The organism is Terrabacter sp. LjRoot27, from assembly GCF_964254175.1.
Taxonomy (GTDB): Bacteria; Actinomycetota; Actinomycetes; order Actinomycetales; family Dermatophilaceae; genus Terrabacter.
The window spans coordinates 3771268-3790742 of sequence record NZ_CAXUSS020000001.1 but is presented as its reverse complement, the minus strand read 5'-3'; the positions used below and the strand labels follow the sequence as shown (position 1 = coordinate 3790742).

Sequence of the window (19475 nt, the reverse complement as noted above, 5' to 3'; positions counted from 1 at the left end):
CGTACGGAACTGACCACTCGAGAGGGTGCGCGGGCGTACGGAAGTGCCCACTCGACTCCGTGAGTCGAGTGGGCACTTCCGTACGGCGCTGGGCCGGCCGACGCGGTCAGGCGAGGGCGTCGATGATCTCGTTGAAGGTCTTCGACGGGCGCATGACCGAGGCGACCTTGGCCGCGTCGGGGCGGTAGTAGCCGCCGATGTCGACCGGGTGGCCCTGGGCGTCGACGAGCTCCTGGGAGATCGTGCCGATGGTGTCCGCGAGGGTCTGGGCCACCGGGCCGAACGTCTCGGCCAGTGCGGCGTCGTCGGTCTGCTTGGCGAGCTCCTGGGCCCAGTAGAGCGCGAGCCACACATGGCTGCCGCGGTTGTCGATCTGGCCGACCTTGCGGGCCGGGCCCTTGTTCTCGTCGAGCAGGGTCCCGGTCGCGCGGTCGAGGGTCTTGCCGAGCACCCGGGCGCGGGCGTTGTCGGTGACGTCGGCGAGGTGCTCGAAGCTGACGGCGAGGGCGAGGAACTCGCCGAGGCTGTCCCAGCGCAGGTAGTTCTCCTGGACGAGCTGCTGCACGTGCTTGGGGGCCGAGCCGCCGGCGCCGGTCTCGAAGAGGCCGCCACCGTTGATGAGCGGGACGATGGACAGCATCTTGGCCGAGGTGCCGAGCTCGAGGATCGGGAAGAGGTCGGTGAGGTAGTCACGCAGCACGTTGCCGGTGACCGAGATCGTGTCCTCGCCCTTGCGGATGCGCCCGAGGGAGTAGGCGATCGCGTCGGTCGGCTTCATGATCTCGATCGTGAGGCCGTCGGTGTCGTGCTCGGTGAGGTACTCGTTCACCTTCGTGATGAGGTTCGCGTCGTGGGCGCGGTCGGCGTCGAGCCAGAAGATCGCCGGCGTGCCCGTGGCGCGGGCGCGGGTGACGGCGAGCTTGACCCAGTCGCGGATCGGCACGTCCTTGGTCTGGCAGGCGCGCCAGATGTCGCCCGCCGAGACGGCGTGCTCGAGCAGCGTGGCACCCGAGGAGTCGACGATGCGCACGGTGCCGTCGGCCGGGATCTCGAACGTCTTGTCGTGGCTGCCGTACTCCTCGGCCGCCTGCGCCATGAGCCCGACGTTGGAGACCGAGCCCATCGTCGACGGGTCGTAGGCGCCGTTGACGCGGCAGTCGTCGAGGACGACCTGGTAGATGCCGGCGTACGAGCTGTCGGGCAGCACGGCGAGCGTGTCCTGCTCGCCGCCCTCGCGGTTCCACATGTGACCCGACGTGCGGATCATCGCCGGCATCGACGCGTCGACGATGACGTCGCTCGGCACGTGGAGGTTGGTGATGCCCTTGTTCGAGTCGACCATGGCGATCGCCGGACCGTCCTCGAAGCCCTGCTTCACGGCGGCCTCGACCTCGGCGCGCTCGTCGGCGGGCAGGGCCTCGACGGCCTTGAGCACGGCGCCGAGCCCGTCGTTGGGGGACGCGCCGACGGAGGCGAGCGAGCCGGCATACGTCTCGAAGACGTCGGGGAAGAAGGCGCGCACGACGTGGCCGAAGATGATCGGGTCGGAGACCTTCATCATCGTGGCCTTGAGGTGCACCGAGAAGAGGACGCCCTCCGCCTTGGCCCGCTGGAGCTGCTCGGAGAGGAAGTCGCGCAGCTTCGCGACGTCCATGAACGTCGCGTCGACGACCTCGCCGGCGAGGACGGGGATCGACTCCTTGAGCACGGTCGTGGACCCGTCGGCGCCGACGAGCTCGACGCGCAGCGTGTCGTCGGCCTGCAGGACGACGGACGTCTCGTTGTGGCGGAAGTCGTCGGCACCCATCGTCGCGACGTTGGTCTTGGAGTCTGCGCTCCAGGCTCCCATCGAGTGGGGGTGCTTGCGGGCGTAGTTCTTCACCGACGCGGGCGCGCGGCGGTCCGAGTTGCCTTCGCGCAGGACGGGGTTGACCGCCGATCCCTTGATCTTGTCGTATGCCGCCCGGGCCGCCTTCTCCTCGTCCGTGGACGGGTTGTCGGGGTAGTCGGGCAGGGCGTAGCCCGCGGCCTGGAGCTCGGCGACCGCGGCCTTGAGCTGCGGGATCGACGCGGAGATGTTGGGCAGCTTGATGATGTTGGCCTCGGGCGTCTTGGCGAGCGCGCCGAGCTCGGCGAGCGCGTCGCCGGTGCGCTGCTCGGGCGTCAGGGCGTCGGGGAACGCGGCGATGATGCGACCCGAGAGCGAGATGTCACGCGTCTCGACCTCGACGCCGGCCTGGTGGGCGAAGGCCGAGACGATGGGCAGCAGCGAGGCCGTGGCCAGTGCCGGTGCCTCGTCCGTGTGCGTGTAGATGATTGTCGAGTCCAACGCGGGTGCTCCGTTCGGGTTGCTGTTCGTGCCGAGATCCGGTCTTCGAGGATCCCCGAATAAATCTTGATGTCAAGATATCCGATGCGGGGCGACCGTGGGGCCGCCGTCCCATCCTGCCGGGGTGGCCTGCGCCACGCCAGAGACCCCCGGCCTAGGCTGGAGCGGGTGAGCACCGACCCGCGCAGCGACGCCGACGCCCCGGCCACCGACGGCTCGACCGACCGGATCGACGCCGGTCCGATCGAGCCGGCGACCGCCCGCCACCTCCACCACCTGCTCGCCACCGAGCAGCGTCGCGGCCGGCTGCCGTCCGTCGCCGCCGGCATCGTGCGCGACAGCGCGCTCGTGTGGTCCGACGCCATCGGGACGCTCGACGGGCGGCTCGGGGGTGAGCCGGCCGACACCGACACGCAGTACCGGATGGGCTCCATCACGAAGACCTTCGTCGCCGTCGCCGTGATGCGCTTGCGCGACGCGGGCCGGCTCGACCTGCTCGATCGGTTCGAGGACCACGTGCCCGGGTCGCGGTTCGGCGGAGCCACGATCGCCCAGCTGCTCTCGCACGGCGCCGGGGTGCAGGCCGAGACGAACGGCCCGTGGTGGGAGCGCACCCCGGGTGGCGACTGGGAGTCGCTCGCAGGGTCGGTCGCGGGATCGCCTGTGGGACAGCGCTTCCGGGCCGGTCGACGCTTCCACTACACGAACGTCGGCTTCGCGGCGCTCGGCGAGCTCGTGGCGCGGGCGCACGGCACCGACTGGTTCGACGTGGTCCGGCGTGACCTGCTCGACCCGCTCGGCATGTCCCGCACGACGACGCGCCCCAGCGGCCGGGCCGCGCAGGGACTCGCGGTGCACCCCTTCGCCGACGTCCTGCTGCCCGAGCCCGAGCACGACGCCGGGGCGATGGCCCCTGCCGGACAGCTGTGGTCCACGGTGTCCGACCTCGCGCGCTGGGCCGCCTTCGCCGGCGGTGACACGGGTGAGCTCCTCTCGCCCGACACCCTCGCCGAGATGTACGAGCCGCACACGATCAACGACCACCCCGGACAGCCGTGGACCACCGCACACGGGCTCGGCTGGCAGGTGTGGAACGTCGAGGGCACGCGGTATGCCGGCCACGGCGGTTCGATGCCCGGCTTCCTCGCGGGACTGCGCGTCGACGTCGAGAGCGGGGACGGGGTCGTCATTCTCACCAACACGACGAGCGGCATGGGCCTCGTCGCCCCCGAGCTGCTCTCGGCGTTCGTCGAGCGCGAACCGCGGTCGCCGGAGCCGTGGCACGCGGCCGGCGACCCGTCGGCGCTCGAGCTCGTCGGCACGTGGCACTGGGGCCCGTCGGTGTCGACGGCGAAGGCCGTCGGCGAGCACCTCGTGCTCGGCGAGCCGGGCCAGGCCCGTGGCTCACGCTTCGCCGCCGACGGGCCCGACGCCTGGGTGGGCCTCGACGGCTACTACACGGGCGAGCCGCTCCGGGTCGTGCGCGCCGCCGACGGCACGCCCTCGCACCTCGACCTCGCGTCGTTCCGCTTCACGCGTACGCCCTACGACCCGAGCGCCGACGTGCCCGGCGGGGTCGACGAGGACGGCTGGCGCTAGTGCCTGCGTCGCCCGACCTCTCGCGGCTCGTGTGGCCGCGTCCCACCGAGCGCCTCCTGCTCCGTCCACTGACGCTCGACGACGTCGACGCCGTGCACGCCTACCGCCGCCTGCCCGAGGTCGTCGTCCACCTCAGCCACGACGTCCTGACGCGCGAGCAGGTGCGCGAGCGGATCGCGCAGCGCATCGAGCGGGGCCGGCCGGGGGCCGACGAGCCGCTGCTCGGGCTGGCCGTCGAGGAGCGCCGCACGGGGCGTGTCGTCGGTGACGTCATGCTCCGGCTCGAGCCGTGCCACAGCATCGGCCGCGCGCCGTCCCGGGAGTGGGAGGGGACGATCGGCTACGCGCTGCACCCGGACGCTCAGGGCCGTGGGCTGGCGGCCGAGGCGGCCGCCGAGCTGCTCGTCATCGGCTTCCACGACCTGGGGCTGCGCCGGATCACCGCAGACGCCTACGCCGACAACATCGCCTCGAACCGCGTCCTGCGCCGCATCGGGATGCGGCACGAGGCCACGATCCGGGGGAAGTCGCTGGGCAAGGACGGCACCTGGCTCGACGACAACACGTGGGCCCTGCTCCGCGAGGAGTGGCCGGTCTGAGCGGAGGGTTGCGCCGCTCCTGGCGTATGCCGTCCGCGACCGACCCGTCACCGAACGCGGCGTTCGGTGCCGAACGCGCTGGTGCACCACTGAGTTCGACACCGAGCGCGGTGTTCGGTGGGATGGCGCGTCAGGTCGTGCCGCGCGACCGGGCGACCAGCGCCTCGATGCCGTCGAGGAGCAGTCCCAGGCCGTAGGCGAACTCCTCGTCGAAGAAGTCGTCGTCGTCGTCACCCAGGGCCTCGGGGCCGGCCGCCGCCAGCCGGGGGAAGGCCTCCGGGTCGATGAGGGCACCGATGAGCTCAAGGTAGGCCCCCTGGGGGCTGTCCGGGTCGACAGGGCCGGTGAGTCCCATCTGGATCGTCTGGCGCACGTGGTTCTGGCCCCAGCCGTCGATGGCGAGCAGGGCGGACAGCCGCTGCTGGCTCGTCAGGGGCAGGCTCTCGAGAGCCTCGAGACCTGACTCCATCCACCCGATCATGTTGGGGGTCAACGGTGGTGCGACCTGACGGACCTCGGTGGTCCACGGGTGGGCGAGGCGGCGGGCGCTGATCTGCGTGGCCCACCGGGTGATCCGTCCGCGCCATCCCTCGTCGGCGGCGTACCGCAGCTCCGGCGCACCGTAGGCGACGTCGACCATGACGGCGCACAGCTCGTCCTTGCTGTCGACGTAGCGGTAGAGGGACATCGTCGTGAAGCCGACAGCCTGGGCGACGCTCTTCATCGAGATGGCGTCGAGGCCCTCCGCGTCGGCGATGGCGACGGCGGCGGCGCCGATCTCGGCGATGCTCCGACCCGGCTTCGGGCCACGGCGGCCCTCGGGCTCGCGTCCCCAGACGAGCTGGAGGTAGCGGGGGAGGTCGGTCATGCAGCCATCCTAGCCAACTGCTTGCGCCATACGCAGATGCAGCGTAACTTTCCGTGTGCCACATAAACACTATGCGACATACGCAGATTGTGAGGGTCCCTCGTGTCCTCGTCCGTCAGCACGTCCCCGCGAGCGGGTCGCCGCGAATGGACCGCGCTCGCCGTCCTCTGCCTGCCTCTGCTCATCGTCTCGATGGACGTCTCCGTCCTCTTCTTCGCCGTGCCGCACATCGCGGAGTCGCTGTCGCCGAGCGCGACCCAGCTGCTCTGGATGTTCGACGTCTACGGCTTCGTGCTCGCCGGCCTGCTGCTGACGATGGGCGGCCTGGCCGACCGCTTCGGCCGGCGTCGGCTCCTGCTCGTCGGTGCGCTCGCGTTCGGCGCCGCGTCGGTCCTCGCGGCCTACGCCCCGAGCGCGGGCTGGCTCATCGCCGCCCGCGCCCTGCTCGGGGTGGGCGGGGCGATGCTCATGCCGAGCACCCTCGCGATCATCCGCACCCTCTTCGCCGACGACGGCGAACGCGCGAAGGCGGTCGGGGTCTGGTCGGCGGTCATGGCCGGTGGTGTCGGCATCGGCCCCGTCGTCTCCGGGGTGCTGCTCGAGCACTTCTGGTGGGGCTCGGTCTTCCTCGTCAACGTGCCCGTCATGGTCGCGCTGCTCGTCGTGGCGCCGTTCCTGCTGCCCGAGTCCCGTTCGGTGACGAGCCGGGTCGACGTCGTCAGTGCGGTGCTCTCCCTCCTCGCCATCCTCCCCGTCATCCACGTGCTCAAGCAGCTCGTGGCGGACGGGTGGTCGCCGGCCCTGCTGCCGTATGCCGTCGTCGGGCTGGGCGCGGGAGTGATCTTCGTGCGCCGCCAGTCCCGCATCGACGTGCCGATGGTCGACCCGCGCCTCTTCGCCCACCGCGGCTTCGGGGGCTCGATCGCCGTGCAGGTGGTCGCGATGTTCGGGGTCATGGGCAACGCCGTGCTCATGACGCAGTACCTCCAGTCGGTCCTCGGCTACAGCCCGCTCTCGGCCGCACTGTGGAGCCTGCTGCCCTCCCTCGCCGTCGGGGTGGCGGCGCCCACGGCCGCCGCGCTGTCGCTCAGGGTCGGACGCCCGGTCGTCATGGCGGGCGGCTTCGTCGTGGCCGCAGCCGGGTTCGCCGCCATGAGGTCGGCCGGGGTCGAGTCGTCCATCTGGGTCGCCCTGGTCTGTGCCTCGCTCGTGGCCATGGGACTCGTGTCCGTCGCCACGCTCGTGACGGAGTACGCGATCGGCGTGGCACCGGCCGAGCGCGCCGGCTCGGTGTCGGCCCTCGTCGAGACGGCGGGCGAGCTCGGTGGAGCCCTGGGGATGGCGGTCCTCGGCAGCATCCTCGGCGCCGTGTATGCCGCGCGGCTCGATGTCCTGCTGCCCGCGGGACTGCCGCCCGCAGCCCACGACGCAGCGCTGCAGACGCTGGGCGAGGCGGGGGTCGTCTCCGAGCGGCTCGGCGGAGCGCCGGGTCGGGCGGTTCTCGAGGCTGCCCGGACGGCATACGTCGACGGGATGCACGTCAGCGACGTCGTCGCGGCAGGCGTGCTTCTCGTCGGTGCGGTCGTCGCGCTCGCCGCGCTCCCGCGGCACCGGCCGGGCGCACCCGCCGCCGACGCACCTGCCGTGATCGGGGTGACGGCCGTGCCCCTCGAGTCCGTTCGGACGCTCCGGTCGCGGTGACCCCCTGACGTGCAGGTGTGGGCCACGCGCCGGAAGGGAGTCCGGCGCGTGGCCCACGGTCTGCCGCGATCGACGGGGAGGGAGTCGATCGCGGCCGCACGAGCTGTCGAGGGGTCAGCGGTGGCGGGAGCGGGTCAGGCTAGGTGGGTGACGGCAGGTGGGTGACGGCAGGTGGGTGACCGCGCTGTCGGGCCCGGGGTGAGGGCCCCGTGTCGGAGGTCGCGGCCGCGTCGGGTGCGGTGCGGCCGGCGTCGGTCGGGGACGTCGTCATGGGTCGACTCCTTGCGTGCGTCCCCTGCGTCACGGCCTTGGTCGCCCCGAATGTCCAAGGTTTGTCAAATGTTTGACACTCCGATTGAACGGCCGCTTCCACCCGCTGTCAAGAGTTCGTCGCAACTTTCGCGAAGACGTCTGCGTCGGCGGCGGAGCCGGCGTCCTCGGTCGTCGACAGGCTCGACGGGCTCGACGGGCTCGACGGGCTCGACGGGCCCGACGGGGTCGGGTGCGTTCGGCGCGGCCACCAGAACCGGTCACCGAGGACGACCGCGATGGCCGGGACGAGGAGCGTGCGCACGACGAGGGTGTCGAGCAGGACGCCGACGCAGATGATGACCCCGATCTGGGCCAGCACGACGAGCGGCAGGACGCCGAGCACCGCGAAGACCGCGGCGAGCAGGATGCCCGCGCTCGTGATGACGCCGCCCGTGGCGGCCAGGCCCCGCAGCATCCCCTGGCGCGACCCGTGCAGGCGCGACTCCTCGCGTGCCCTCGTCACGAGGAAGATGTTGTAGTCGACGCCGAGCGCCACGAGGAAGACGAAGGCGAAGAGCGGGGCGCTGTCGTCGAGGCCCGAGAAGCCGAAGACCTTCGTGAAGATCCACCACGACGCCCCGACGCTCGCGAGGAAGGTGGCGACGACGGTCGCGACGAGGACGAGCGGTGCGACGACCGAGCGGAGCAGCAGGCCCAGGGCCAGCAGCACGAGGGCGAGCACGATCGGGAAGATGACGAGCCGGTCGCGCGACGACGCCTCCGCCTGGTCGAGGGCCACGGCCTCGGTGCCGGCGACGTGGCTCTGCGGGAGCGACGTGAGGGCTGCGCGCAGGGCCCGCACGGTGTCGGCCGCCTCGTCCGATCCGGGCGCCGCCGCGATGACGGCGTCGACCTCTGCCACCCCGTCCGCCTGCTTGACGGTGCGGGCGCCGGCGATGCCGGGGACGTCCTGCACCGCGGCCGTCACGGCCTCCGGGTCGGCCGTCGTGACGACGATGGCGGGGTCGGCACTGCCGGCCGGGAAGGACTGGGCCAGGCGCTCGCTCGCGGCGATCGCCTCCGGCTTGCTGAGGAACTGGTCGGCGGGCTTGAGCCCGGTGTCGATCGCGGCGATGCCGGCCGCCATGACGGCGAGCACGACGAGCGTGACGCTGATGATGCGCTTCGGGTGGGCGGCGACGCGGTCGCCGACGCGGCGCCACAGCGAGTGGCCGTCGGCCAGGGCCGCCTCGCCCTCGCGGGGCACCTTGGGCCAGAAGATCCAGCGGTCGAAGAGGACGAGGGCAGCCGGGAGGACGAGCAGGACGAAGGCCGCGGCGACGACGACGCCGACGGCACACGCGAGACCGAGACCACGCGTCGCCGGGAAGAGCGAGAGCAGGAGGGTCAGCAGGCCGATGACGACGGTGACGGCGCTCGACAGGACGGCCTCGGACGTGCGGCGCAGGGCCACGGACATGGCCTCGCGCCGGTCGGCGTGGCTGCGCAGCTCGTCCCGGTAGCGCGAGATGAGCAGCAGGGCGTAGTCGGTGCCGGCGCCGAAGACGAGGACCGAGAGGATGCCGATGGTCGACTCGTCCCAGACGATGGAGAATGCCGCGAGCGTGTGTGTCGCGACGACGGCCGCGAGTCGGTCCGCGACGCCGACGACGATGAGCGGGAAGATCCAGAGGATCGGGCTGCGGTAGGTCAGCACGAGCAGCAGGGCGACGACGGAGGCGGTGGCGATGAGCAGACGCGTGTTGGCGCCCTCGAAGACCGCGGCGAGGTCGGCCTGGACCGCGGCCGGGCCGGTCACCTGGGCCGTGACGCCCTCGGGCAGGTCAGCCTTGACGACCTCGCGGATGTCACCCACGAGGGCTGCCGTGGCGGTCGCGTCCGTGGCGTCGACGGGCACGACGGCGAGCGCGGCCGTGCCGTCCTCGCTGCGCTGGAGCGGTGCCCGACCCGCCCCGGGGACCTCGGACATGCGTCCCTCGATGGCGGTCACGTCGGCCGGGGTCAACGTCCCCGACTCCTTGCTGAAGAGGACGACGGCCGTGGAGCCCTCGGCCTCCGGCAGCCGGTCCCGCAGCTCGAGCGCCGCCGCGCTGTCGGACCCGATCGGCAGGGCGTCGGTCGAGGCCGAGGTGCGCTGCGCCTCGCCCACGGCGCTCACGACGCCCATCGCCCCGGCCAGGGCCAGGATGACGATCGCCACGGCCCACCACTTGCGCGTGATCCTGTCGGTCACCGAACGCACGCCACACCTCCAGATAAGATGGTTCAACGGGTTACTCAGAAGATTACTAAGTTGGTGAGTGACATTAGCAGCAAACAGACCGTCGGCAAACAGCCGGCCCCGAAGCGTGCCCGTGCACCGCGGGGCTCGGCTGTCGACGAGGTGCAGCCCGTCGGGACAGACGGGCGCCCCGAGGTCGGGCTCGTCCCCGGTGTGCCCGAGTGGCGCACGACGGGCACCCTCACGGCCCTGCAGGAGCTCGTCGAGGTGTCCGAGACCGTCCCTGCCGTCGTCGCCCGCAAGGCGGGACTCAGCACGTCCGAGCTGCACTCGCTCCGCCACCTCATGCGCGGCCCCATCGGTCCCGTCGACCTCGCCAAGGTGCTCGGGGTGACGTCGGCCGCCTCGTCGGGCGTCGTCGACCGCCTCGTCGGCCACGGGCACGCCGAGCGTCGCTCGCACCCCGGCGACGGCCGCCGCACCGAGGTCGTCATCACCGACAGCGGGCGCGCCGAGGTGCTCGCCCGGATGACCCCGATGTTCGAGAGCCTCGCCGCGCTCGACGCGACCCTGACCGACCACGACCGTGTCGTCGTCGAGCGCTACCTGCGGGGCGCGACCGCCGCGATGAAGAGCCTCACGACCTGAGGCTCAGGCCGGCAGCTGCCCCCTCAGCAGGCTGTCGCCCGAGTGCGCCGGCTTGTCGTCGAACTGCTCCTTGGAGACGTCGACGACGACGTAGCCCTGGTCGATGAGGTCCTGGCTGATCGGGAAGGTGCCCGACTCGCCGGGACGCAGCACGCCGACGGAGACCATCCGCTTGCCGTCGGTGTTGAGGAGCCAGACCTCGAGGTAGCCGTCGCCGGCATCGAGCGGACGGTCGGTCACGACGCTGAGGTCGAGCCCGTCCCCGGCGCGCACGACCGAGGCCTCGCCCTCCCGCTGGCGCGTGTCGAGGGTCTCCAGGGCGACCTGCGAGACCCGCCCGCTGTCGTCCGGGGCCCAGATGGCCCGCCCCGCGAGCAGTCCCACGACGAGGCTGGCCGCCACGAGAGCGGCACCCCATGCCGCGGCACGTCGGCGCGTCGCACGAGCGGCACCCGCCGTGATCGGCGTGACCGTCGCGTCCGCGGGGACGGGTTCGGGAGCGTATGCCGTCCCCGCCGTCGCCGCGGGAACGGTCGGGTTCGCGGGTCGGTCGGGTCGGTCAGGTCGGTCAGGTCGGTCAGCGGCGTCCGTCCCGGACGGACGCTCGTCGCGAGGCCGGGAGGTCTCCGGAGGAGTGGGCGCGGGTCCGGCGTCAGGTCCGGCGTCGGGACCCGCCATGGTCGCGGGGGCCGGCCCGGCATCGACCGGGGCGTCGGGCTCGGCGTCGATCTCGGCGGTCACGCGCGCCCAGACGGCGTCGTCGGGAGCCTGCCAGCCGGCATACGCCAGCGGTCCTGAGGCGAGGCGCAGGGTGCGGCGCAGCTGCTCCACCGACGCGGAGCACACGGCGCACTCCTCGACGTGGGCAGAACGACTCGCGTCGACGGTCTCGCCCAGGGCGAGGTCGACGAGCTCGTCGTCAGTCGGATGCGACACGTTCCACCTCCTTGAGTCGGTCTCTCAGCTCGAGCAGTCCCCGCCTGACGTGGCTCTTCACGGTGCCGAGGGGCATCTCCAGCGTGCGGGCGATGTCATCGTGCGTGCGGTCCTCGATGAAAGCCATTCGGAGCACGGTCGCTCGCGGATCGCCCATGCGCTCCAGCTCGTGCACGAGGAGCAGTCGTTCGGCCCAGTCGGAGTCGTGCGTGGTCGTCGGCTCCGTGACCACCTCGGACGCGAGCGCCTGCAGGTTGCGGTGGTTGCGGTAGCGCTGCGTGCGCACGTCGGCGACGCGGTGCTTCGTGATGCCCACGAGCCACGCCGCCGGCGACCCACGGTCGGGTCGGAGGGTGGCGCGTCCCCGCCAGGCCGCGACGAACACCTGCTGGACGACGTCCTCGGCGTCCTCCCTGGTGCCGAGGGCGCGCAGGGCGATGGTGTGCACGAGGGGGGACCAGCGGCGGTACATCTCGGCGAGGGCCTCGCGGTCCCCACCGACCAACCGGACGGCGAGCTCGGCGGACTCGACGTCAGGGTCGTCGTGCACGTGCACGGACCCACCTAACCACGTCCGGCTCACGCGAGCGGCTCGGCGGTCACGACGACGTTCTCGTCGTAGCGGCGCCGCTCGCGGTCGAAGTCGCCCCCGCAGGTCACGACGTGGAGCAGCGCAGGTCCGTCGCGGGCGAAGAGCGCGGCGAGGTCGAGCGTCGTCTTGCGGACCTGGGTCACCGACGTCACGGCATACCTCCTGCTCACCTCGCCCGACCGCACCGTGATGACGTCGCCCGTGCGCAGCTCCTCGACGGCAGCGATGGGGCCGATCCCGTAGCCCGGCATGTCGAGGTGCGCCGCGAGGACCGTCGACCCGGCGTCGTCGCCGGGCCGCGGGCCGTAGCGGTACCAGCCCACCTGCGCCGGCGTCTCCGGTAGCGCCATCTCGCCGTCACGGGCGACGCCCACCGGCACGACCCGCATGTCGATGCCGAGACGGCGGATCGTCAGGCGGTCGGGGGCCGCCGCGGTCGGACCCGCCTGCTGCGTCGCCGGGCGGACCCCCGGTCGTGTCGGACCGGCCGAGCCGTCCGTCCCGGCCGGCGACCCCGGCGACCCCGCCGCCCCCGGTTGCGGGGCAGGGGTCGTGGGGTCGCCGGCGGCGGGTGCGGCGGTGCTGGTGACGCCCGCCCCGGACGCCGCTGGGAGGGCGGCGTCCGAGTCACGCGTCAGCCACGCCACGCCCACGCCCGCCAGGAGGGCGGCCGCGAGCGCGGCGGCCACCCCCCTGGACGGGCTCGACGCCCGGGCCCGGGAGCGACCCGGTCCGGGGTCGACGGTGCGGTTCATCTCGGTCGTTCGCGACGGGTGCGTAGCGGGTCAGCGGACCCCGGCGGCGCGGCGGCGCGACACGAGGACGAGCCCGCCCGCGGCGGCAGCGGCACCGATGACGGCGGCGTAGCGAGCCACCTCCGAGGACTCCCGGGCCGCAGCGGCCTGGCCCCCAGCGCCGGCCGGGACGCCACCCGGGGCCGAGTGCATGCCGGAGAGGGTCTGGACGGCGAGCTCGAGGTTCTTGTCGGCGGCGCTGCCCCACGCGTACACGATCGTGTTGGTGCCCTCCTTGAGGTCGAGGTCGGCCGGGCCGATCGCGACGGTGTCGGTCCCCGCGAGGACGACGTCGGCCGAGATCGTGCCGGCCGGCAGGTCGGCCTTGGCCTCGTTCGGGTTGGTGAGGTTCTTGAAGGCCGCCGTGCCGTTGGCGCGGACGTCGACCGCGGGGGCGGCGGCCGTGTGGCGCACGGTGATCCGCGCCTTGCCGGCATCGATCTTGGACGTGTCGTTGACGAAGGGCGTGAGGACCGGCTTGCCGGCCTCGGACAGGTGCGCGACGACGGTGACGTTGGCGCCGCCCGGCACCTTGACGTCGTTGGCCTCGATGACGGCTGCGCCACCGGCGCCCGCGCCGGCCTGCGTGACCTTGAGGTCGTAGGTGCCCTCGGGGAGCATCAACGGATCGGTCAGCGTTCCCGGCTTGAAGTCCGTCAGGAGGGCCTTGCCGTTGGCGTAGACGTCGACCGTCGCGCCGGGCACGGCGTGGAGGATCGAGACCGTGGCGTCGGCCGCGTGGGCCGGGGCCGCGAGGAAGGCGGCCGGGGCGAGGGCGAGGGTCGTGGCGGCGGCGATGCGAAGCGACTTCATGGTCGTTCCTTTCCAGAGGGGTGAGTGCTCGAGTGCGACGGGGCCGCGCTCGGGTGGAGGTGGATCCGGGAGGGGAAGCGGTGGTGTGCGGTGCGGACCTCGGGGGTCGCGCGGAGGGCGTCAGAGGTCGGCGGGTCGCAGGACGAGGACGATGCCGTGCGCGATCTGCCGGTTGCCCTTGTTGATGTCGAGCGCCCGCGGGTTGAGCAGCGGGTCGGCATCGTTGCGGTCGCCGTCGACGAGGCGGACGAGCTTGAGCCAGCGCGACAGCACGTCGACCTTGATGCTCTTGCCGGGGAGCGCCGTCGCCAGCATCGCGCCGTCGGACCTGAGGGCCTGTGACGAGGTGACGGGGCCGCCGGGGACGACGTGATAGAGCAGGACCTGCTCCAGGGCGTCGATGCCGACGGCGCCGGCGAGCGCGTCGAAGACCTTCGTCTCGGAGCCGTACCAGCGACCCGTCAGGTCGGCGGCGAGGACCTGGAAGGCCCGGTCGTTGGGGATGAAGGCCGTCAGCGGGACGTCACCCTGGGTCAGCAGGCCCACCGGGCTGTCGGGCTTGGCCGCGAGGACGGCGAGGACCGCCTCGGTGACGATGTCGTAGTCGTACCAGTTGCCGTCGAACTGGTTGCCGTCCGCGAGCAGCACGTCGGCGAGGCTCGTGGTTCCGGTCGGGGTGGCCGCGGCGACCACCGATGCCTGGGCGCGCGATGCGCTCGGTGCGCTCGATGCGCTCGGTGCGCTCGGTGCAGCAGGGGCTGCGACAGCGGCAGGGACGGCGAGGGCGCCGGCCAGGGCCGCGACGACGGGGACGAGATGGCGCTTCTTCACGGTCTGTCCTCTCTTCGGGAGCGACGGCGTCGTGTGCCGTCTGCCCCTACTTCCGAGGACGTGCCGTGCAGGGATGCACCTGCCGCGAACTTTCTTCTCGCGGTGGGTGCGTGCCGCGTCAGAGGTGCGCGTTGACCGCCTCGGCCGCGCGCTGGCCGGAGACGAGCGCGCCCTGGATCGACGCGGTGTCGCGGTGGTCGCCGCAGACGAAGACGCCGTCGCCGAGCGTGACCGGTGACCGCACCTCCAGCGGCGGTGTCATGGCGGGCAGCGCCGCGTCGACGCGGTGTCGCGTGACGACGCGCCAGTCCGTCGTGTCGCAGCCGTAGATCTCGCCGACGTGGCGCAGGACGTCGGCCTCGGACGCGTCGCCGTCGGGACGGTCGAGCAGGCACGTCGCCTCGACGAGGTGCTTCGTCGGTGGGGCGTAGCTCGGGGCCGCGGCCGTCATGACGGCGGTGTTCCACACCGGGCCGGGTGGGGCGGAGTCGTGGCGGCGCCCGTCGACGGCCACGAGGGGGAGCGAGTGGGGCGGCTCCGGCGCCTCGAACCACCACGTCACGAGGCCCTTGGTCGGCGGCTCGGGCAGGGTGGTGAGGGTGGCCGCGCCGATCGGGTCGGTGGCGACGACGGCCCCGCGGGCCCGCAGGCTCTGGCCGTCGACCCGGACGTCCACGCCGCCGTGCGTCGGCGTGATGGACTCGACGTGGCTGTTGAGGCGGACGCGGTCACCGAGCGGTCCGGCCACCTGCTCGGGCAGGGCCTGCATGCCCGTCGCCGGGACCGCCGGCCGGCCCAGGGCGAACATCCGCACGAGCAGCTTCGTGAAGTTGGCGGACGAGCCGCCGTGGCTGTCGACGAGGACGCCGGCGAGGAAGGGGTCGAGCACCTCACGGCGGAGGCGACCCGTGACACCGGCCTCGTCGAGTGAGTCGGCGAGGGTCGAGTCCTTCTGTGCCAGAACGGTCTTCGGGTCGGCAATGACGCGAGCGGTCCACCGCGTGACGCCTGCCAGCTCGCGCGGGTGGAGGTAGCCGCTGCGCATCGTCTGGGCGAGCAGCCGCGGCTCGCGCATCGGGTCGGCGAGCACCTGGAGGCCGTTCGTGCGCCGCACCAGCACACCGGACCCGAAGGGCTTGAGGTCGAGGGTCGACACGTCGACCCACCGCCGCACCGCCGGGTAGGCGGGGTTGAGCACCTGGAAGCCGCGGTCGCACCGGAAGCCGTCGACGACGTCGGTGCGGATGCGCCCGCCGACCCCGTCGCTCGACTCGAGGACGACGACCTCATGACCGAGCTCGGTGAGTCGTCGCGCGCACCGCAGCCCTGCCAGCCCTGCCCCGACGATGACGACGTCAGCGTCCACGAAAGGATCACCCCACTGCTCGAGTCCGGCCCCCGTCGCAGCGTAGACCTCGCGGGTCGGTCGCGGGGTGGCTGCGAGGGCCGTATCCGAGGCGGGCTCCCGGCCGGTTCGCGACGCGCCGCCGGACCGTCGCGACACGCCGTTCCGACGGCGCGGCGCCGAGGCCCGTCAGACCGTGCGCAGCCGTCGCGACGTCTCCGGAGTCGCCGGCCGTCGGGTGTGCCAGCGCCCGGCGGCGACGACGACGACCACGGCGGCGACGACCGCCGCGATGCCGGTCACGACGGAGCTCGGCTCGTCCCCGAGGCGGCCGACGGCGATCCAGGCGAGCCCCCAGGCCATCGCGGCGGCGACCGACCAGCGGCCACCGAGGCGACGGGCGAAGACGATGCCGAGTCCGGCCGCGACGGCCAGGACGACCACCGCCGCCGCCTGGTTGGCGGTGGCGCCGAGGTCCACGCCCGAGTCCACCAGTGCCGCAGTGATGTTGGCGCACGTCGCAACGGCGACCCAGCCGAGGTAGAGGCCGAACGTGCCGTCGAGGACGACCTGCTCCCATGTCGACCTGGCGGGCTCACGGGTCAGGCGGCGCAGGAGGACGCCGAGGGTCAGCGCGAGCGCGACGATGACGACGACGCTCGCCCAGATCCAGCCCTGCTGCGTGACGAGGAGCCACGTCGCGTTGAGCACCATCGACGCGGCGGCGAGCCACCCGGTGCTGCGCACCCGCTCGCGAACGGCGTTGGCAGGCAGGGCCTGCCACACGGCATACGCGAGGAGGCCGAGGTAGATCGCGGTCCAGATCGAGAAGGCCGGGCCGGCGGGCGCGACGAGGGTCGCGGTCGCGGCGAGGGCTCCTCCCGAGGACTCCTCGACGCGCGTGCCGAGGACGCCGATGCCGAAGAGCGTGCCGACGACGCAGAAGATCTCGGCGGCGATGACGGCCACGCGACGCGCCTGGTCGCTGCTGGTCAGGGCGGCCGCCGGCGGGGTGGTGGATCCGGGCATGTCGATCACCTCAGTCGCTCGGGAGATTGCTCATCCAGTTAGCGACCCTAACAGAGTGGCGCGGCCCCCGGTCTATCCGCGCAGGCGCACCGACAGGCAGGTGACGCAGCCCTCGAGCTTCTCGAACTCGGAGATGTCGACGGTCGTCACGTCGTGCCCGCGGGCGGCGAGCAGCTGCGCGGTGCGCGGCGCGGACGCCGACATGAGCACCGACATGCCACCGAGCAGCACCACGTGGGCGCCGGACTCCTCCGGGACGGCGAGGAACCGGGGCCACGCGCTGAGGTCGTCGACGAGCGACGGGTAGCCCAGGACGGTCCCGTCGGGCAGGGCGGTGACGGCGGACTTGAGGTGCAGCACCTTCGACACGGGCACGGGGACCACCTCGACGCGATGTCCGTCCCACGCACGCCGCAGCTGCTCGACACCGGCGAGGTTCGTGCGGCCACCGACGCCGACCCACACGACGTGCCCGTGCTTGAGCACGTCCCCGCCGTCGAGCGTGCCGGGCTCCTCGACCTCGACCACCCGGTAGCCGTGGGCCTCGACGGCCTCGCGCACGCCGGCGCGCTCGCCGCGTCGCTCGGGGGCGCCCGACCGGCACAGCACCGCGACGTCGCCGTGGACGACGACCTGGTCCTCGATGAAGACGCCGTCGGGGCAGTCGTCGACCGGCGGCGCCTCGACGACCGACCAGCCGCGCCGGCGGAGCACGTCGACGTACTCCTGCCACTGGCGCAGTGCCAGCTCGGCGTCGACCGATCCCGAGCGCTCGATGTGCGTCACGATCCCGTCCGCGAGTCGGGGGGAGGGTCGGCGGACGAGCGCGAGGCGACGGTGCACGCGCTCACTCTAGGGGCGCCGCGCCCACCGGCCGGCGGCCGCACGAACTCGTCAGGGCGCGAGGATCGGCTTCTCGTCGGAGCGCGCCGTCGGCCACCAGCCCTGGGTCTGCGCCGTGTGGGTCAGCTGCTCCCGGTAGGCCGAGCCGGCGGCGCGCACGCACCGCTCGACGTCCTCGTCGTCGAGCGCCCCGAGCCGCCAGCGCAGCAGCCGACGCGCCGTGATCGGCTGGTCGCAGAGCGGCCGCAGCACGCCGCCCGGGGGCGCGGACGCCGTGGGCACGGCGAAGGACACGGCTCGGCCGGCGACGACCGCCGGCCACAGCGGACCGAGGTCGTGCGGCCCGTAGGACGACCGGAGGGTGACGCCGAGACGCGCGAGGACGGTGCTCGTCGCCTCGGACCCGGGGTCGACCTCGGTCGGCGGCAGGATCCAGTCCTCACCGGCCAGCTCCCGGATGTCGACGCACCGCTGCGCGGCCAGCGGGTGCGACGCCGACAGCGCGACGAGCAGCGGCTCGCGCTCGACGATGACGCGCTCGCCGATCATCGACCGCGCCCGCTCCTCGCGCCGGTCGGCCACGAGCGCGATGACCACCGCGACGTCGACCCGACCGTCGCTGATCGCCTCGGTCGTGGTCCCGCCGGCCAGCGGGGGCACGGGCATGAGCGGCCTCCGCATGTCGGTCGCGTAGGCGTGGCTGACGAACGAGGTGAAGTAGCGCATCGAGTCCGACGTGATGCGCAGCGGCGCATCGCTCGCCCGGTGGGTGCGCACGTCCTCGCGCAGCGCCGCCACCTCGTCGATGACGGTGCGGGCCCGCGACACGACGCGCTCGCCGATCGCCGTGCACACGACCCCGTCGCCGCTCGGGCGGAACAGGGTGCACCCGAGGGCGCGCTCGATGCGGCCCACCTCAGAGCCCAGCGTCGCCGCAGACACCCCGAGGGCGGCCGCGGCGGCGGGGATGCTGCCCTGCTGCGCGACCACTGCGACGACACGCAGGTGACGGACCTCGAGCTCCACGTATCGAGCGTAGGCCGCACGCCCGACGGCGCCACCCGGGACGTCCGGGCTCCCGGCACCGCCGGCCCCCGGCATCCGCCAGGGGCCCACTCGGCCCCTCTCGGCCCCTCTCGGCGCACCCCGGCGCCCGTCGGCGCTTCAATGGGCTTGACCCTCACGTCACGTGAGGCGCCACGCTCGCTCCCATGACCGGAAGGACGCAGGAGATGACCACCTGGACGGTGGGGCAGGTCGCCGACCTCTTCGACGTGACGGTGCGCACGCTGCACCACTACGACGAGATCGGCCTGCTCGTCCCGAGCGAGCGCTCGCGGGCGGGCTACCGGCTCTACACCGACGAGGACCTCACGCGCCTCCAGCAGGTCGTGGTCTACCGGCGGCTCGAGCTGCCGCTCGACGAGATCGCGACCCTGCTGGACGGCGGTGAGGACGCGGCCGACCACCTGCGCCGTCAGCGCGCGACGGTCATGACCCGGCTGGACGAGCTGCGGGAGCTCGTGTCGGCCATCGACCGAGCACTGGAGAGAGAGATGAACGACCAGCCCGCCACGACGGAGGACCTCAAGGAGCTCTTCGGCGACGGCTTCACCGACGAGTACGAGCAGGAGGCCGAGGACCGCTGGGGCGAGACCGACGCCTGGAAGCAGTCTCGGTCGCGCACCAAGCGCTACACCAAGGCCGACTGGGAGCAGGTCAAGCAGGAGGCCGACGCCGTCAACGCGGCCTTCGTCGCGGCCCTGCAGTCCGGCGAGCCGGCGACGAGCGAGGTGGCGATGGACGCCGCCGAGCAGCACCGCCGGCACATCCACGACCGCTTCTACGACCTCGACCACGCCTTCCACCGGGGCCTCGCCGACATGTACGTCGCCGACCCGCGGTTCACGAAGACGTACGAGGACATCGCACCCGGCCTCGCGGCATACGTCCACGACGCGATCCACGCCAACGCCGACCGCCACGCGGCCGGCGACTGAGCACGGGTCACGCCTGACCGACAGGTGAACGCGGCGGGGGAGGGCGACCTCCCC

Annotated in this window: 18 protein-coding genes; 5 read left to right on the top strand and 13 right to left on the bottom strand. The window is 72.9% G+C overall.

What is annotated here, in order from left to right:
- Positions 1 to 106 precede the first annotated feature (106 nt).
- A complete protein-coding gene (locus ACSQ2D_RS17475) occupies positions 107 to 2329 on the bottom strand; it encodes an NADP-dependent isocitrate dehydrogenase (RefSeq protein WP_435987192.1) in 2223 nt (740 codons plus the stop codon).
- A 168-nt stretch (positions 2330 to 2497) separates the two neighbouring features.
- On the opposite strand from ACSQ2D_RS17475, the gene ACSQ2D_RS17470 reads away from it, so the two are divergent.
- Both ACSQ2D_RS17470 and ACSQ2D_RS17465 read left to right on the top strand, forming a co-directional pair.
- Positions 2498 to 3928 carry a serine hydrolase domain-containing protein gene (locus tag ACSQ2D_RS17470; RefSeq protein WP_435987191.1) on the top strand — a complete coding sequence of 477 codons (1431 nt, stop codon included), beginning with the start codon at positions 2498 to 2500 and terminating at the stop codon, positions 3926 to 3928.
- Positions 3928 to 4527, top strand: coding sequence for a GNAT family N-acetyltransferase (locus ACSQ2D_RS17465; protein WP_435987190.1), 600 nt, complete (start codon positions 3928 to 3930; stop codon positions 4525 to 4527). Before ACSQ2D_RS17470 ends, ACSQ2D_RS17465 begins: the two co-directional genes overlap by 1 nt.
- Before the next feature lie 130 nt (positions 4528 to 4657).
- Here ACSQ2D_RS17465 and ACSQ2D_RS17460 read toward each other — a convergent pair whose 3' ends face one another.
- The gene (locus ACSQ2D_RS17460; RefSeq protein WP_435987189.1) at positions 4658 to 5395 is read right to left on the bottom strand and encodes a TetR/AcrR family transcriptional regulator; all 738 of its coding nucleotides are present in this window, start codon (positions 5393 to 5395) and stop codon (positions 4658 to 4660) included.
- Positions 5396 to 5497: 102 nt separating this feature from the next.
- Here ACSQ2D_RS17460 and ACSQ2D_RS17455 point away from each other — a divergent pair, with 102 nt between their 5' ends.
- Positions 5498 to 7096: an MFS transporter gene (locus ACSQ2D_RS17455; RefSeq protein WP_435987188.1), complete on the top strand. Its 1599-nt coding sequence runs from the start codon at positions 5498 to 5500 to the stop codon at positions 7094 to 7096.
- 139 nt (positions 7097 to 7235) lie between these two features.
- Here the strand turns inward: ACSQ2D_RS17455 and ACSQ2D_RS17450 are convergent, their stop codons facing one another.
- Positions 7236 to 7367, bottom strand: coding sequence for a hypothetical protein (locus ACSQ2D_RS17450; RefSeq protein ID WP_435987187.1), 132 nt, complete (start codon positions 7365 to 7367; stop codon positions 7236 to 7238).
- Positions 7368 to 7475: 108 nt separating this feature from the next.
- Positions 7476 to 9602 carry an MMPL family transporter gene (locus ACSQ2D_RS17445; protein ID WP_435987186.1) on the bottom strand — a complete coding sequence of 709 codons (2127 nt, stop codon included), beginning with the start codon at positions 9600 to 9602 and terminating at the stop codon, positions 7476 to 7478.
- Between the two features lie 63 nt (positions 9603 to 9665).
- Here ACSQ2D_RS17445 and ACSQ2D_RS17440 point away from each other — a divergent pair, with 63 nt between their 5' ends.
- A complete protein-coding gene (locus ACSQ2D_RS17440; protein WP_435987185.1) occupies positions 9666 to 10238 on the top strand; it encodes a MarR family winged helix-turn-helix transcriptional regulator in 573 nt (190 codons plus the stop codon).
- Between the two features lie 3 nt (positions 10239 to 10241).
- Here ACSQ2D_RS17440 and ACSQ2D_RS17435 read toward each other — a convergent pair whose 3' ends face one another.
- From ACSQ2D_RS17435 to ACSQ2D_RS17395, 9 genes are all read right to left on the bottom strand, one after another.
- Positions 10242 to 11174 carry an anti-sigma factor domain-containing protein gene (locus ACSQ2D_RS17435; protein ID WP_435987184.1) on the bottom strand — a complete coding sequence of 311 codons (933 nt, stop codon included), beginning with the start codon at positions 11172 to 11174 and terminating at the stop codon, positions 10242 to 10244.
- Positions 11158 to 11730 carry an RNA polymerase sigma factor gene (locus ACSQ2D_RS17430; RefSeq protein ID WP_435987183.1) on the bottom strand — a complete coding sequence of 191 codons (573 nt, stop codon included), beginning with the start codon at positions 11728 to 11730 and terminating at the stop codon, positions 11158 to 11160. Before ACSQ2D_RS17430 ends, ACSQ2D_RS17435 begins: the two co-directional genes overlap by 17 nt.
- Before the next feature lie 23 nt (positions 11731 to 11753).
- Complete coding sequence (locus ACSQ2D_RS17425) at positions 11754 to 12521, bottom strand: sortase domain-containing protein (protein ID WP_435987182.1); 768 nt, start codon at positions 12519 to 12521, stop codon at positions 11754 to 11756.
- 30 nt (positions 12522 to 12551) lie between these two features.
- On the bottom strand, positions 12552 to 13373 hold the full coding sequence (locus tag ACSQ2D_RS17420) for a DUF4397 domain-containing protein (protein WP_435987181.1): 822 nt from the start codon (positions 13371 to 13373) through the stop codon (positions 12552 to 12554).
- A 120-nt stretch (positions 13374 to 13493) separates the two neighbouring features.
- A complete protein-coding gene (locus ACSQ2D_RS17415) occupies positions 13494 to 14204 on the bottom strand; it encodes a fasciclin domain-containing protein (protein WP_435987180.1) in 711 nt (236 codons plus the stop codon).
- A gap of 118 nt (positions 14205 to 14322) precedes the next feature.
- A complete protein-coding gene (locus ACSQ2D_RS17410; RefSeq protein ID WP_435987179.1) occupies positions 14323 to 15570 on the bottom strand; it encodes an NAD(P)/FAD-dependent oxidoreductase in 1248 nt (415 codons plus the stop codon).
- Positions 15571 to 15738: 168 nt separating this feature from the next.
- Positions 15739 to 16578: a TspO/MBR family protein gene (locus tag ACSQ2D_RS17405; protein ID WP_435987178.1), complete on the bottom strand. Its 840-nt coding sequence runs from the start codon at positions 16576 to 16578 to the stop codon at positions 15739 to 15741.
- Positions 16579 to 16650: 72 nt separating this feature from the next.
- Positions 16651 to 17421: a dimethylargininase gene (gene ddaH, locus ACSQ2D_RS17400; RefSeq protein ID WP_435987177.1), complete on the bottom strand. Its 771-nt coding sequence runs from the start codon at positions 17419 to 17421 to the stop codon at positions 16651 to 16653.
- A 51-nt stretch (positions 17422 to 17472) separates the two neighbouring features.
- Entirely contained in the window at positions 17473 to 18447 is a 975-nt protein-coding gene (locus ACSQ2D_RS17395; protein ID WP_435987176.1) for a LysR family transcriptional regulator, read from the bottom strand.
- A gap of 185 nt (positions 18448 to 18632) precedes the next feature.
- Here ACSQ2D_RS17395 and ACSQ2D_RS17390 point away from each other — a divergent pair, with 185 nt between their 5' ends.
- Positions 18633 to 19421: a MerR family transcriptional regulator gene (locus ACSQ2D_RS17390; RefSeq protein WP_435987175.1), complete on the top strand. Its 789-nt coding sequence runs from the start codon at positions 18633 to 18635 to the stop codon at positions 19419 to 19421.
- Positions 19422 to 19475: the final 54 nt, after the last annotated feature.

What these genes read in the sequence shown, in the direction of transcription:
- ACSQ2D_RS17460 (WP_435987189.1), bottom strand. Translation starts at nt 5,395, where the DNA reads ATGACCGACCTCCCCCGCTACCTCCAGCTCGTCTGGGGACGCGAGCCC.
- ACSQ2D_RS17450 (WP_435987187.1), bottom strand. Translation starts at nt 7,367, where the DNA reads ATGACGACGTCCCCGACCGACGCCGGCCGCACCGCACCCGACGCGGCC.
- ACSQ2D_RS17425 (WP_435987182.1), bottom strand. Translation starts at nt 12,521, where the DNA reads ATGAACCGCACCGTCGACCCCGGACCGGGTCGCTCCCGGGCCCGGGCG.
- ACSQ2D_RS17420 (WP_435987181.1), bottom strand. Translation starts at nt 13,373, where the DNA reads ATGAAGTCGCTTCGCATCGCCGCCGCCACGACCCTCGCCCTCGCCCCG.
- ACSQ2D_RS17405 (WP_435987178.1), bottom strand. Translation starts at nt 16,578, where the DNA reads ATGCCCGGATCCACCACCCCGCCGGCGGCCGCCCTGACCAGCAGCGAC.
- ACSQ2D_RS17390 (WP_435987175.1), top strand. Translation starts at nt 18,633, where the DNA reads ATGACCGGAAGGACGCAGGAGATGACCACCTGGACGGTGGGGCAGGTC.